8 protein-coding genes are annotated in these 15,435 nt (G+C 43.0%); all 8 read right to left on the bottom strand.

The features are described 5' to 3' along the window. Positions 1-134: 134 nt before the first annotated feature. Positions 135-1,439 (bottom strand): LicD family protein, encoded by a 1,305-nt coding sequence (locus A4R26_RS32650; protein ID WP_081171126.1) that lies wholly within the window; start codon positions 1,437-1,439, stop codon positions 135-137. Between the two features lie 98 nt (positions 1,440-1,537). Further along, a complete protein-coding gene (locus A4R26_RS32645) occupies positions 1,538-3,016 on the bottom strand; it encodes a hypothetical protein (protein ID WP_081171124.1) in 1,479 nt (492 codons plus the stop codon). Between the two features lie 80 nt (positions 3,017-3,096). Beyond that, positions 3,097-4,701 carry an MBL fold metallo-hydrolase gene (locus tag A4R26_RS32640; RefSeq protein ID WP_081171122.1) on the bottom strand — a complete coding sequence of 535 codons (1,605 nt, stop codon included), beginning with the start codon at positions 4,699-4,701 and terminating at the stop codon, positions 3,097-3,099. Positions 4,702-4,745: 44 nt separating this feature from the next. Beyond that, the gene (locus A4R26_RS32635) at positions 4,746-7,070 is read right to left on the bottom strand and encodes an outer membrane beta-barrel family protein (RefSeq protein WP_165760496.1); all 2,325 of its coding nucleotides are present in this window, start codon (positions 7,068-7,070) and stop codon (positions 4,746-4,748) included. A gap of 41 nt (positions 7,071-7,111) precedes the next feature. After that, a complete protein-coding gene (locus A4R26_RS32630) occupies positions 7,112-8,374 on the bottom strand; it encodes a diaminobutyrate--2-oxoglutarate transaminase (protein ID WP_081171118.1) in 1,263 nt (420 codons plus the stop codon). A 20-nt stretch (positions 8,375-8,394) separates the two neighbouring features. After that, positions 8,395-12,528, bottom strand: a complete 4,134-nt coding sequence (locus A4R26_RS32625) for a non-ribosomal peptide synthetase (protein ID WP_081171116.1) — start codon at positions 12,526-12,528, stop codon at positions 8,395-8,397. Further along, a complete protein-coding gene (locus A4R26_RS32620) occupies positions 12,525-13,427 on the bottom strand; it encodes a cupin-like domain-containing protein (RefSeq protein ID WP_081171114.1) in 903 nt (300 codons plus the stop codon). The genes A4R26_RS32625 and A4R26_RS32620 overlap by 4 nt, the downstream gene beginning before the upstream one ends. Positions 13,428-13,464: 37 nt before the next feature. Continuing rightward, on the bottom strand, positions 13,465-15,435 hold a 1,971-nt coding region (locus A4R26_RS32615), incomplete at its 5' end, for a non-ribosomal peptide synthetase (protein ID WP_133054856.1).

Raw genomic sequence — 15,435 nt, 5'->3', positions numbered from 1 at the left:
CGCGATTATAGGTCACTCCTTCGGGAAAGACGAACTTTTGTAGCTTCTCCTTTGCTGGTAAGTAGGTTTTCAGGTTAGAATCTTCTACGTCAAGCTCCGATAAAGTTTTAAGTATTTCTGTTTTTTCCTAATAATCATAAAAAAATTATCTTTCCTGCTTCATCAACATCTATTTCCATTTCCAATGGAAAATTGGCAACCGTTTCAAGCCGGTGCGACCAGGGGTCTATCTTTGCCCGCTTTCTCCATTGTTTATTATAGAGGAAATCAAGACATTCAATTGGGTTGTGCGGCATTTTTAACTCAGCCTCCTCAAACAAAACGGTCTTAAATGGCCGGGTCAAAGCATTTGGAAAAGATTGACTGTTGTGAAAAGCTATATTTCCATTATCGGCCTTATAGGGCCAAAGATCAATAAATGGAAAGGTATAATGCCGGCCATTGATGGGTTCTCCGTCTTCGAACCAGATCTTGTAGAACGGAACCCTTGGAAGATCCGGGCGGCCCTGAAAAAAATGACCTGATCTTATACCCGCCTCACTCATTAAAGCTAAAAATGCATCCAGCTGGGTGTCATCGATGGCAAAGTCAACATCATCGTCCCAGGGAATAATTTCTCCAAACCAGGTATACCCGAGGAGCGTACCGCCATGAAGAACAATATCGATGTTATTGGCTTTGGCAGTGTTGCTTGCAATAGCAATGAGCCTCCTTACCCTCGCCCTCCTCTCTTCGTTCCATACTTTGAAGTTCAGGATGGCGTCTTTTATTTTACCGGTACGTTGTTGTAAAAGCGTCAATGGCGACGATAAGTTGAACCAGTTGGTATGCATAAACCATGCGGCAATGGTATTCTCCTTTGTGAGTACTGTTATTTTATCATATACAGGCTGGGGTATTTTCTGAATGTTCAACAGCTTAACGGCGGCCGGCTTGCTGATAAAGAAAATAGAGCTGCTGAAGAAAAACTCCAACAATATAGAGCTTGCCCAATGTGGTTCCATCCAGGCGCCCGCATCATTTACAGGCACGGTGGAATACCTGTTCCTTTTATCAAATGGAAAGAAAATATCCCAATCAGCAGGCAATTGCCTCAGTTGCTCCCCTATATTAGCCAGCGGCTCCGTTAATTGAACATCCTCTTCGATAACCACACAGTATTCGGCTGAACTACTCAGGAAATCTTTCCATATTTTCCGGTAAGTAAAAAACAGATCGATGGTTCGCGGGGGAACTTCAAGATGATAATGTTCTTTGAGGTATGGCAGATCAACGGACACTTCGGGGTCGCGCTCCATCTTATCGGAGCATTGGATGGTTTTTACTTCTACCGGTCCATGCGTGGTATCGTATACTCCAGGGCGAAAATCGGTTGACGGGCTGTTTATCCCATTGCTGTTGAATGAAACAACATATACAGGCAAATAAAAAGCACTCATAGATCAGATAATAGATTAATGATTATGAGTGCTAATTTAATATATTTAAGGTGTACGATACCGTTACTTAATCATATAGTAACAATTACGTAACATGCCTATTGTGTACATTCGAAGTTGTCATACACTTTTCTCATCCCACTCCATACCTTATGTGAAAAAGGTTTTGGCGACACTTCAAAAAATATAACAGTACGGTTGTGCAGCTTACAATCTCTTACATGTATACGAACATTTAAAGTTATAGGCTGCTGAGCCATATAATCCAGCATATTTACAGTACCCGAAAAAGTTTCCTTATCATCCTGATCGGGCTTTACAGCTTTAACGGTTACTGTAACAGGCACCACTTTACCAGCCGGTATTTTACGCCTGGTAACATTACCTGCAACCAGTCCATCGTAATAGGTTTTCAGATTCTCTTTGAACACATTGGCATTCAACTCAGGCTCGCCCTTCAGCCACCATAAAAAAGCATACGACCAGTATTCTTCGCTGGCGGAATCACCCCAGCCCGGCATAAAGCGAAGATCGCCTACCCCTTTATGCGATATGGCTGGTGCAAAATCAATGGGGAATGCATAACGTTCAACACCCCATCCCTTTGGTATGGGCAGGTTATACGGCGGTACCCAGGTTACAGGATCAAAAATATCGAGTTTTCTTTTTATCCAATGAATACAATCTACCTCATCTACAATAGAAAGTGCACTAGGATTTCTCACGCCATTGCTTCTCATACCGGGTTGTTTGGCCTGTATAAATTCGGCATTGGTATTACCGGCCAGTAATAACCGGTTTATAAGTTCTGATCCGTCGGGGATATTGGTGTCGTATAAACTGTTGCGCCTGTTCTTTAACTGCCACTCCACATCGGTATCAAAATATAACCGCACAGCCACATTTTTCAGGTATTGTTCGTTACCTGCCGATTCGGCGTCTTTATAAAAAGGCGTTAGCCGTTTATAATTACCGGGTTGGGCTGTAATGGAACCATTCTCCTTTGTCATGAGGTCCAAAATGAACTTTGCATCGCCTACCGATGGAGGATAATAATTCTTTTTGATCTGCCTTTCGCACCAATGCCACACGCCAAACAGGTCAACCGGGCTATCGATCGTAAATACGGCTTTGGGCTGAACGGGGAACTGCGACGGCTGTTCGTATGTAAGTTCTGTATAACGCAGCACAATGTTACCGGCATAGTCGTACCCCGCCAGTACAAACTTTGAAGTATCTGCTGAAAACCGTGTAATTATGTCCCTGATGATCAGGCTAAGCCTGTTAACCGCCACTGTATCAGCATACACTTTCTGGTTCATGGAAGCCATTACCGTAAGGATGTTGTTGGCAAAAGCCACATTATGCAGTTTTGTTTCTGACAACAGGCTTTCGGGCCCCCTGAAACTTCTTACAAGGATAACCACCCCTTTTATTTCCTGCGCCTGCGGGCGTACGGCCAGGTAATAACCGCTAGTACTGTCTTTTGCGTTGAATACAACTTTTTCGATTTGCTGCCCGTTTACAACAGCAGGAAGAAAAAAAGCGATAATTACTAAGTGAACAAGAAATCGCATGGGCAAGTAGTTAAATGGTTAAACCGGAAGATCCGTATAAACAGGTAATTTAAGGTATTTTTCGATTACACATAACAGGTTTAATATTCAATAATTTTCTCACCAAATAATCTTTCCGCCTCCAAACCTTTCGCTTTGCAATAGTCAAGCACTTTATTCGATTCTATAATGGGGCGCGATTCATCCGTGTATTTAATGGAGCTTATAAACTTCAACCAGGGCTCCATACCCATGGCATAAATAAAAACATCACTGGGTTTAAAGATATCTATCAGCTCTTTCGATTGTTCAAAATTACAACCGGCCAGCCGGCGGCTCTGGTCTTTGTCCCTTTCAAGCTGCTCTGGCATCAGGGGGCCATATAACCAGGAAAGCGGGGCGCCATCACATTCCATTCCCAGGAACATTATGTCTACATCGCCCACAATCTCATGTATTTTTTCATACACTCTTGTTTCCACATTACAGGAATCGGCCGCGAAAATAATTTTATACCCGTTCTTACATTCCACCATATGGCACAGTTTTGTGCGAATGTCGAGATCTGCATGTTCGCCCAAAAAAGGCAGGCCGGTGATAACACAGTCGCTTAGCTCTATTTTTTCCATATCGCCGAGTTCGATAATATTATCGAACCCTATCTGGCTAAACATCAAACGCAAATTGGGGTCCTGCAAACTGCCGCCATTGCTTCTGGGAACAACAATATGCTTTATTTTCCTTCTGATGCGCAGCAACGTTTCGAATAAGATATGGTCCTGGTGATTGTGGGTAAAAAGAACATAGTCGATGGTCTCCGGCAGATCGTTATAGGTGAACCTGGAAATATCCGATTCGTACCCGTAACTGATCACAGGGTCTACTAAAATGGCGGTATCTTTTGTTTCAACCAATATACAGGCGTGGCCGAAATACCTTGTCAACACTCCATCGCCGGAGTATCGTTTATATGGCTGAGGCGCCTCGATAGTAAAGAATGTTTTAAACAGCGCTTCTTTATCGGGCGATATGTTCATCAACTTTTTTAGCTCTCCAAATGTGCGGGGCGTGTCGACGCAGGCAAAAAACTCATCGATCCTTTTATCCTTAAATGGAATATGCAAACGCAGGATGTTTTCATTGACCAGTTTAGGCGTGCTCAATACAAACGACCGGGAATCATCGTCATTTACCAGGAAAAGGTTTACACTTTGTAATTCTTCCTTGTAATATTTGCTTTTATACAGCAGCAATTCAAAAAAGCGGTAGGAAGGGGTGTTGTTGAGATCGTAGAACAATTCCACATACCCTCTGAGGTTATCGGGAACCTTTGGATACAAGGAAGCCAGCGAAAACCCTTTTGCTTCCTTCGTAAGCAGCCGGTTAAGGTCAGTAATGGAATCGCACAGCTCCAGCAATTCGGAACACTTGTTCATTGTATTATTCTTCAATTCCTCTATTTCCGGTAATCTTTTTCCATCGTAATCGATAAAAGGCCCACCGAGCATTTTGGGATTTTTAACGGCAGCTGCGTGGATGTGGGGGTTTTGAATATAGGAGTTCATTATTTTCAAATGACGTTCTTTAATATTCAGCGCTGCCGTTGCGGGCGAAACAAGGTGCGACCAGGCGTACCAGTTATCTACAAGCGGTTCAATAGCCAGGTTCTGGCGCACATATACGAGATCATTGTCTTGAATTTCCATTTTGATTACCTGATTATATTGTATAGGATTAGTTTTTAAATTTTCTATTTTACACGATCCATGGTTTCATCTACGTTTACATTTTTGTAAGCCGATTTTTTGATGTCACCAAAAGAGAATTTGACCGTAATAACAAACTCCCTTACATCTTCATAATACGTTTGGTCAGATCTTATATTATTGATAATAAATTTTTGATTAGAGCTCAGGGTCCTGAACATATCGTTCCACATAGCGGAAAAAGTAAACTTCTTAATTGTCTTTATCAATCCCGCATCTACAGCCGATAATTCATTCCTTTCATACAGGCCGGTAAACCTTTTTGTAAGGTACCAGCCATTGAGCACAAACGTGAAGTTTTTACCAAGCCTGAACTGGTTGTTGGTATATAAATACAAATTGGGTTTGGGGCTGTTTAAGATTGCGTTTGAATCTTTTACTTTCGAGAAGTTACCAATGACCGTATTAATGGAGTTCCAGAACCTGTATTTAGCCGGAATGGTAAGAATGGCCGTTACCCCTTCTTCGCGGGCATAATTCCTGTCTTTGATGGTAACGATATTGGTTTGCTGATCGTATTCCGTTCCAAAATATACGGGATTGGTTTGCCGGTAGTACACCACCCGAAGGAAGTTCCCTTTGTATTGATACCTGGCAGACACTTCATCGTTTATGGTGGGCAGCAGGTTGATGTTTCGCGAGAAAGCCGTTCGCGGATTCAGGTAAATAGTGATCTGGCTAAGGTTTGTAAAATTCGGACGGGTAATGGTTCGGGTATATGCCAGTGTTAAACTTTTGGTACTATCTATAGGAATAACAAACGATGCCTTGGGAAATAAAAAGGTTTGATCGCGTTTCACCACCGGTCCGCTGTTATTTTTAAATCCACCGTCAACATTGGTATGTTCTAATCGCAGACCGGCCGAAAAATTATACGTTTTTATTTTACCTGAAATATTGGTATACCCGGCATAATTTTTCTCGGTGTATTTATAGTTTGTTTGCGATGCAACCGGCGGATTGTATTCCTCAATATCCATAAAAACATCTGACCAGGCCTGGTAAACATTGACCCCCGACTCCCATTTTAAATCATTATTTAGCTTCCTGTCATAATCAGCCTTTCCCGCCAGTACTTCTATTTTGGCCTTTTGAAACCTGTCCTGGGTAGGAACATCCCCTGTATTATTGTAGTTGTTGGAAACATCTGTAGTCAGGTCTTCCGAAAACCTGGAATATTGTGCGCCCAAGAACAACTGGCTCGATTTTTTTAACTTTTTGCTGTAATTCCCGATGGTACTGATAAATCGCCTTGAGCGGTCGTTAGTGGTAGTAGTTAAAACTTTATCTATGACAACATCTTCCTGCAAATACGAGTTGTTCCTGATAGGAAATTTATCCTGCCGGTAAAATCCGTTTGCATTAACCGAAAAATAATCGTCTTTATTGATCTGGTAGAACAAACCGCCTCCGTATAACAGTTGCGGCGCTTTCGAAATTGATAAAACCGTATATTCAGTTTTATACTTCTGATCTTCTATGGAAAAAAGAGAACGGTTGCTTTCCCAGGGATTCATCCGGTTGTAGTTGAAATTCCCTTTTACCTCTATCTTATTCTTTTTAACGCTTGCATTGATACCCGCGTAGTTGTTATACCTTCTTTTAAATGAAGCAGCTTCGGACAGATCTATTTTATACCCGTCGAATTTATTCTGTTTCCTGGTAATTGCAATAACCACTCTCCCGCTTGCCTCATATTTTGCAGAAGGATTACTGATAAGATCGATGCTTTTTATATCCCGTACCGATAAAGCATTCAGCTCATTCAATGTTATTCTTTGGTTGTCGAGATAAATAAGCGGTTCACTTCTTGCTTCAATGGATACAACAGACTGTCTGTCCCCGCTCAATTGTATACCGGGTAGTTTAGCGATCAGGTCAAGGGGATTGGGAATGGTGGCCATAATAGTATTATCCACTTCCATTTTCATATTCCCGTCTTTGGTAGTGATAACAGGTTTGGAACCTGTAACCTCTACTTCCTGCAGTGCCTTTACCCGCACAGTTAACACAATGTTTACCTTCATTGTGCTATTGACCGTAACGGTAGAAAAGTTCACAAGGAATCCCGAGCTGGATAATTTCAGCAAATAGGTTCCGCTTTCAATGTTGTCAAATTGAAAAGTACCATGTTGCACTAAAGTCGCCTGCACCTGTACGGAATCAGCAGTTTTCAGCAGAAAGGCGTCGCCTGTTTCAACCGGTTTGTTTAACGAATCAACTACCGTTCCCGCCAACTTGTATTTGTTTTGTGCAAACACCGGCAGAACGCAAAAAAGAAGGATCACAGGTAATATTATATATCTCATTCTCATGCCCGAGAGGGTTTACGTTTTAACAAAAATCTACGCTACGACAAACACTCAATTAATGACTGATGTATTATATCGAGGCCCTTTTGCAGGTCATCCTGCGCAATGGTGACCGGCGGCATTATTTTAACTACGTTGTCTCTGTAACCGCAAACATCCATCAGGATGCCATTTCTGAAAAGTGTTCTTTGCAGCTGCATGGCTTCTTCTTCATTCCTCAGCTCAATTCCCCGCATCAGTCCCCTTCCTTTCAGTTGAATTTTTTGAAGAAAGCTATCCGACATAAAATAGTCTTCAATAAAGGCTGCGCTATTCATGATGTTTTTTTCAAATGCATCCGTTTTCCAATATTGCAGGGCATACGCTGCCGATACAAAAGCGATATTATTTCCCCGGAACGTGCCGTTATGTTCGCCGGGGGTCCAACAGTCTATAGCGGGGTTAATTAAGTTGACAGATAACGGAAAACCATATCCCGATAGGGATTTGGAAAGGCACACAATATCGGGCTTTAGTTCCGTACTTTCAAAGCTAAAAAATGTACCGGTTCTGCCGCAACCTGTTTGTATTTCATCTGCAATAAGCAACAGCCCGAAATCCCGGGCTATGGAAGCCACTTCTTCCAGCCATACCTTTGAAGCCACCCTTATGCCGCCCTCGGCCTGTATTGTTTCAAGTATAACGGCAGCGGGCAGGTTGTCGGCCGAAGCAGATTGCAGGTATTGTTTAAAGTTACCAATACTTTCTGCCTTTTCGGCATAGGGCATTTCAACGGTATGTCTGGTATAATCTTTATGCAAATTTTTATTTTTCATGCCCGATACCGACATAGACCCGTAGGACATGCCATGAAATGAATGTTCGAAATACACGATTTTTTCGCGGCCGGTATATTTTCGCGCCAGTTTTATGGCCGCTTCCACACTATTTGTACCTGTGGGGCCGCAAAACTGCATTTTATAATTGTACCCCCGCGGCAAAATGATGGTCTCAAAAAATTCATTTATAAATAACATTTTCGCCGAGGTCATCTGGTCGAGCCCGTTGATGATGCCATCTGCTAACAGGTAATCGATAACTGCCTGTTTCATTACCGGGTTGCTGTGCCCGTAATTCAACGAGCCCGATCCGCAAAAGAAATCAAGATACCCGTTACCTTCCTGGTCGTAAACATAGGAGCCGCTGCCTTTTGAAAAAACCACCGGGAATAAACGGCTATAATAGCGTACTTCTGATTCTTTAGCCCTGATCGAGGCATCGATGCCCATACTCACTGGTATTTGATTAGCCTGAATTGTCATATATTATTATTTGATAAGGATTAATTAAGGTATTTTCTAAGTTTGGTTATGATCGTTTGCATATTTGATTTATCCATCATATTAAGGTGGTTACAATCCACCGCATGTACATGTACTTTATTAATGGTAAAATCACTCCAGCCAAGGTCCTCGCGGCCGGCCCGGCCTTCGATCAATTCATTTCGCTTTTTGATCTGCTCTTCCGACAAGGCAGTCAATGTTTGTACTGCCCTGAATAAAACGATAGGAACATCGATGGGGCCCTCCGCTTCAGGTACATAGGAAATAGAAGCGTTTATCCGGTATACATCGGTATATGCCCTAAGCTGATCGAATGTTATCCCCTTTTCCTTCTCGCTTAACCTGTCGTAAAAAACTTTTAGTTGATCGTTTGGTGAATGCGGTATGAGTTCCTCAGCGGTAAGTTTTATTTTCTGCCCGCTGTTTTCAATGGTTACGTTATAGATGTCTTTAAAATATAACAGCCAGTCGGTATAAGTAGCCGGCAGCATTTCGTTATAGTTTTTACTGCTTTTATCGGGCGCTACCGAATCGAAAATAATTAACTGTGCTACCTTTTGCCCCTGTTGCTGTAACCTGATCGCCATTTCATATACAACGTTTCCGCCAAAAGAATATCCCATCAATGTATACGCACCATGCGGCTGTATCTTTTGCATTTCCTTTATATACAGTGCGGCCATTTCCTGTACCGATGTTAAGGGGGTCGATACCAGGTCAACACCCGGCGCCTGAAAGGCATATAAAGGCTGATCAGCTCCCAGGGCTTTGGATAATTCATAATAGAGCAATACGTTGCCACCGGCGGGGGGCGCACAAAAAACAGGCGCCCTCGTACCCTTTGTTTGAATAGGGATCAGAAAAGTAATTTTCTGTTCATTTTGCGCGGAAATTTTTTCCGCCAGCAAACTCACCGTTGAATGGGTAAATAAAACAGCAATGGGTAACTGAACATTCAATTCCCGGGTTATAAGGGCCATTACCCTGGTAGCGATCAGCGAATGCCCACCCAATTCAAAAAAATTATCGTGGATGCCAATTTTGTCTTTCCCCAATATTTCCTGCCAGATCGATACCAGTTTTTCTTCGATCCTATTCCCTGGCGGCACGTACGCCATTTGCGATCCGGTAATAACATCTTCAACAGCAGGTAACTTTCTTTTATCTATTTTACCACTTGCGGTAAGCGGCAAACGATCTAATTGAACAAAATGAGCCGGCAGCATATAAGCCGGTAATATATTTTGCAGATAGCTTCGGATGTTAGCCGGGTTTATAGTGGTTGAACTCACCAGGTAAGCCACCAATTGTTTATTTCCCTGCTTATCCAACGAAACCTTTACAACCGCCGATTCGATTGACGCATGCTTTCGTAGCGCCACTTCTATTTCGCCGGGTTCTATGCGAAAGCCCCGGATCTTTACCTGGTCATCGAGCCGGCCCAGATAATTAATGTTACCATCAGGGGTCCATTTGCCAAGGTCACCTGTTTTATATAACCTCTCCTCTTTTTTAAAAGGATGCGGAACGAATTTTTCTGCAGTGAGATCATCCCTGTTTATATAACCCTGCGATAATCCGTCACCGCTGATACAGATCTCTCCCGGTATGCCAATGGGCTGCAGACCGAGGTTGTTGTTCAATATATATATACTGGTATGGGCAACCGGTTTTCCGATAAGTATAGGCGCATTTTTCTTCATCCTGTATACTGTACTGTATGTTGTGTCTTCCGATGGCCCGTACAGGTTCCGGATTTCGGTATTAGCTGTATCCAGGCCATCAAGGTAATGTGCAGGAACAGGTTCCCCCGCCATGTTCAACACTTTTACCGGTTGCAGGTTTATTTTATCGGCCAGCAGGGTTCCTACAACGGAAGGCACCGTGTTCAACAAGATTTTTCCCGAAGTAGAAAGCCAGGCCGGTATTGATAAAGCATTGTTCAGTAACCGTAATTTCTTACCGCTACATAACGTATAGAATATTTCGAATACCGACAGGTCGAAAGAAATGGAAGTACAGGCAAATACCGTATCAACATCTGCATTGCCAAACTCCTGTTTACACCAGTTAATAAAGGTATATACATTTTTATGCGAGATCATTACACCCTTAGGCACACCGGTTGACCCGGAGGTATATATTACATAGGCCAGGTTTGAGGGTGTATTTACAGCAGGAAGATCATTCGCTTCAAAGGCATGTAACGTATCCCGCATCCGTTGCAACAGCGCTTCGTCAATTACCAGTTTGCAACCACTGTTAGTTATCATATAACTGATACGTTCCTGTGGGTATTCGGGATCAACAGGAATATAGGCAGCCCCTGATTTAAGAATGCCCAGTACCGTAATGATCAACCATTCGTTACGCGGTAATGTAACGGCAAGCAGTTCGCCAGGGCGAATATGATAATGCTGCCGCAGACAAACCGCCAGCCGGTTGGCGGCTGCGTTTACCTGATCATAGGTAAGTTCGATGGTTTCACAGGCGATCGCAATATGATCCGGCGTTTTCCTTACCTGCTCTTCAAACAGATCAATAATTGTTTTATTATCGGGGAATACTACTTTGGTGTCATTAAAATCAATCAGCAACAACTTTTCTTCTTCCGGCGTAAGCAGTTGAAGTTTGCCTATACTTTGCCTGGGGTCTTGCACTATTGCCGATAACAAAGCATTAAAATGCATGCCCATTCGCTGGATGGTTCCTTCTTCAAAAAGATCACTGCTATATTCTATGGAAAAAACGGCATCTGCCTCCTTTTGTTCTACAATGAAACTGAGATCGAATTTGGATGTATGTTTTTTAAGCGGGCGGATCGACAACCGGAGATCGTCCAACTCAATTTTCTCATCCAGTCCCTTTTCCTGGTATACAAACATTACCTGGAACAAGGGCGATCTGCTCATATCCCTTTGGGTGAGCAATTTTTCCACTACCTTTTCAAAAGGCGCCTCCTGGTGCTGATAGGCTTCCAGCGTGGTTTCTTTAACCTTTGCCAACAGGTCGATAAACGGTGTATCTGTTCCCAATTCAGTTCGCAATACCAAGGTGTTCACAAAAAAACCGATCAATGGCAATATCTCCTGCTGCGTTCTGTTGGCGACGGGAATCCCAACTGCTATGTCGGTTGAACCTGTATACCTGTACAACATTACTTTAAATGCTGCTAACAGCACAGTGAACAGCGTAAGGCCCTGTTCGCGGCACAGTTCTCCCAGTTGCCAGTTCAACTGTTTGTTTATCACAAAATGACAGGTCTTTCCCCGGAAGCTTTGAACTGCCGGCCGCGGATGATCGGTTGGAAGCCCTAAAGGTTCCAGGCCTTCCAGCTTTTCTTTCCAGTATTGCATCTTCCTGTTCAGCACAGGACCTGTGAGATATTGCTTCTGCCACAAACTATAGTCGGCATATTGCACCGGTAATGCAGGCAAACCAGCAGAACTCTTGTTTACAAAGGCTTTGTAAAACATCACCAGCTCACGAATAAAAATAGGCATCGACCATCCGTCGGATGCTATGTGATGAATAACTATTATGAGCGTATACTCCTGTTCTTTGATCTGCAATAGCTGCGCCCGCACCATAAAATCCCTTGCCAGATCAAAAGGCGTACTTATTTCCCTGTTTATTAATTCCTCCTCTTCCCCACCGGAAACTTTATCGTTGTATATAAGCCGCCATTTATCTGCTGTCAGGATCTCCTGAAAGGGTATTCCTTCCTTTTCCACAAAAACCGTTCGTAATACTTCATGCCGGTTTATGATGGCACGGAATGCATTTTCCAGGAAATTTATTTCAGGTTTTCCCTTTATGCTTAACACCAGTGAGATATGATAATTCTCACTGCCTTTCAGCTTATCGATAAACCATACGCGTTCCTGTGAAAACGACAATGGAATTTGTGAAACATCTTCACGATTGAATGGTGTAATAGCCGGCGTACCGGCTTCTTCTTTTAAAAAAAGCGCTATTTCATCTTTATACAACTTTATATTATCAAGAAGCGCCGGATCGATCTGTTCGTTCCTGTTAACTTTAAGGCGTAACTTTTCGTTGTCTAAAAACGGGTAAACCCCATTTTCCCGGGCATGGCTCAACAATGCTATTACCTTCTCCTTTGTTTTCATACAGTCTTTTTAAGAAAGTCAGTGATGGCTTCTGCATCAGCATCCTGGTCTATCATATCTTTCAGGAAATATTTTAATATTTCAAGCTGATCATCGTTGGGATGTTTTTCAACGTAAGCGCATAAAGCCTGCAGCTCTGAAACATATACAAAATTCCAGGTAATGGATATGCTGTCGGTTGCAGAAGTAACATCATGAAACCAACCTGCCGGAAAATAGATGATCTCACCGGGAGCAAGCGTATCTTCATAGGTACAGGTTGCCTTAGCATATTGGGGAAATTTATCGTAATCTACTTTAGCGATATCAACAAACTCATTATCGTTCATTACGAACTCCGCCTGTTCCGGGTCAAACAAAAAGATCTTCTTTTCTCCATAGAACTGACACAGTATTGCATTGCTGTTGAACGGATCTCTGTGCAAACGCGTTCTTGCTCCTTTACCGGATATAAACAGTCCTTTATAGGGAAACAATTCTTCGTTGGCATTGATCTGTTTTCCATCCAGGCCGTAGGGTATGGCAAAAGAGTCATTGGGTAAAAAATAAGGATGGCACCAGGATTTTTCCAATTCCTTAAACACTGCATCGGACCAGTAAAAATCAATTTCTTTTAATTGTGTATACCAACGGATATACTCATGGCTGCGTTCTTCATTCACCGGTTTATTGAAGTTATCTTTCAGGTAAGTTCCAAGCGTATCGATCGTTTGCAACTCAAAAAGGTCGTTATAGATCTGCACCTCCAAATCGCCAAATGCCTTTTCAAGTTGCACGGGGCCAAATTTATCTATATCCCAGTTATCCATCGCATCAGTAATGATAACAGGTTTATGCGGCAGCAGGTACTCGTCTACAAAACGTTCTTTGGTAAGGTCACGAACTCTATCGAGCTTCATATTAAAGATTTAAAATGTTATATAAGATGAACCCTATTTACAAATCAACGGTGATATAGTTATCGTCGGCACCCGGTGTTTCCGCACTTACAACATCTATGTATGCGGCCAGGGCGGCGATATTGGGATAATTAAAAACAGTGATCACCGGCAGGTTCAATGAAAATTTTTCACTGATGGCCGCTATAACTTTTATCACCAACAACGAGTGACCGCCGAGTTTGAAAAAGTCGTCATGTATGCCCACGCGCTCCACATTCAACAATTGCTGCCATACAGCAACCAGTGTAGCCTCCCTTTCATTTCGCGGCGCTTCATACTCATTCACCTGTATATGTAATATACCTGGCCCGGGCAAGGCCCGTTTGTTTACCTTTCCATTAATGGTCAGCGGAAATTCATCAAGTTCCACTATAAGCGATGGCACCATATAATCGGGCAGGCGCCTGCTTACAAAACTTTCAACTGTTTGCCGGTCATAATCAGCAGCGGGTATAATATAAGCCAGCAGCCGGTTGTTTTCGCTGGCATCTTTCCGGGCAATTACCACACACTGGCGCACATGGGGGCATTGTGCAAACACAGTTTCAATTTCTCCTAATTCTATGCGGTAGCCCCGTATTTTCACCTGGTCATCGAGCCGGTCTAAATATTCTATATTACCACCGGGTAACCAGCGGGCTTTATCACCGGTCCGGTATAAACGCTCACGGGGGTAGGCAGGATGAAAAACAAACCTTTCACTGGTAAGATCGGAATGTTTTAGATAACCGCGGGCGAGCCCATCCCCTGCTATATATATTTCGCCGGGAATGCCAATTGGCTGCAACTCCCCATTCGCTCCTAATATATAAATCCTGGTATTGTCAATAGGTTTACCAATGGTAATATGACCGCTTTTATTTGTAATGGCATCTACCGTACAACCAATGGTTGCTTCCGTAGGACCATATTCGTTGAACACCGTAAGCCCGGCATTCAGCGTGAGCAGCTTTTGCACATGCCATTTTTCCAATCGTTCGCCACCAATTATTACAGCGCCGATGGCGGGGCTTTGAACATTGCCGATAAACGCAACATGGGCCGGTGTAAGTTTTAAACTATTTATGCGCTGATCATTAAAGATGTTGTTAAAGACCAGCTCCAGGTCGTTGCTTTTTTCAATACGTAACAGGCCGCCTGTAAGTAAGGAAAGGAATATGCTCGTTTGCGTAAGATCGAACGATAAGGAGGTAAACAACGGGAAATTTAAAACACCGGATGCATTACTATACTTTTTCATGCCATAGGAGAGATAATTAACCAGGCTCCTGTGCTCGATCATTACTCCTTTTGGCTTGCCGGTACTACCTGAAGTATATATTACATAGGCCAGATCGCCGGGGCCGGCGCTGCGTTCCCGGCTGGGTTCGCCGCTTTGCTGAATATCCCCAAACTGAATATCGATCGAACAGATGCTAACGTTAAACGTGGCTACTTCGAAAATACTTTCCGATTCAATGATCAATAGTTTCAATGCTGTTTCCTGTAGTATGTATGCCTTTCTTTCCAATGGATATGCCGGTTCAACCGGCACGTATGCTGCTCCGGCTTTCATTATACCAAGTATGGAAATAACGGCCCACTCTGAACGGTCCATCATAATACCCACCAGGTCACCCGGCCCCAGTTGATAATTATCGATTAAATAAGTAGCCAGGCGGTTGGCCCTTTCATCCAGTTCTTTATATGTAAGTGTTCCCTGTGCAAAGACAAGGGCCGTGTTAAAAGGCGTTTTTTGCGCCTGTGCTTCAAAAAGACTTATCACTGTTTCCTGAACAGGATAGTGAACCTGTGTATCGTTGAATGTTTGTAAGAGCTGTTGCTTTTCATTTTCCGTTATTATCTCATACCTGCTGATAGCCACGGAAGGATCATCAACAACTGACTGCAACAACTTATTATAATGTTCCGTAAGCTGGTTGATGGTTTCCCGGGAAAACAGGTCGGAACAATATTCAATATCGAG

Source organism: Niastella populi (assembly GCF_002078015.1).
GTDB lineage: Bacteria > Bacteroidota > Bacteroidia > Chitinophagales > Chitinophagaceae > Niastella > Niastella populi.
Note: the sequence above shows the minus strand (reverse complement) of the source record. Positions and strands in the feature narration are given on the sequence as shown.

Excerpts from the sequence above, each read along its gene's own strand:
- A4R26_RS32650 (WP_081171126.1), bottom strand. The coding sequence starts at position 1,439 with ATGAGTGCTTTTTATTTGCCTGTATATGTTGTTTCATTCAACAGCAAT.
- A4R26_RS32645 (WP_081171124.1), bottom strand. The coding sequence starts at position 3,016 with ATGCGATTTCTTGTTCACTTAGTAATTATCGCTTTTTTTCTTCCTGCT.
- A4R26_RS32640 (WP_081171122.1), bottom strand. The coding sequence starts at position 4,701 with ATGGAAATTCAAGACAATGATCTCGTATATGTGCGCCAGAACCTGGCT.
- A4R26_RS32635 (WP_165760496.1), bottom strand. The coding sequence starts at position 7,070 with ATGAGATATATAATATTACCTGTGATCCTTCTTTTTTGCGTTCTGCCG.
- A4R26_RS32630 (WP_081171118.1), bottom strand. The coding sequence starts at position 8,374 with ATGACAATTCAGGCTAATCAAATACCAGTGAGTATGGGCATCGATGCC.
- A4R26_RS32625 (WP_081171116.1), bottom strand. The coding sequence starts at position 12,528 with ATGAAAACAAAGGAGAAGGTAATAGCATTGTTGAGCCATGCCCGGGAA.
- A4R26_RS32620 (WP_081171114.1), bottom strand. The coding sequence starts at position 13,427 with ATGAAGCTCGATAGAGTTCGTGACCTTACCAAAGAACGTTTTGTAGAC.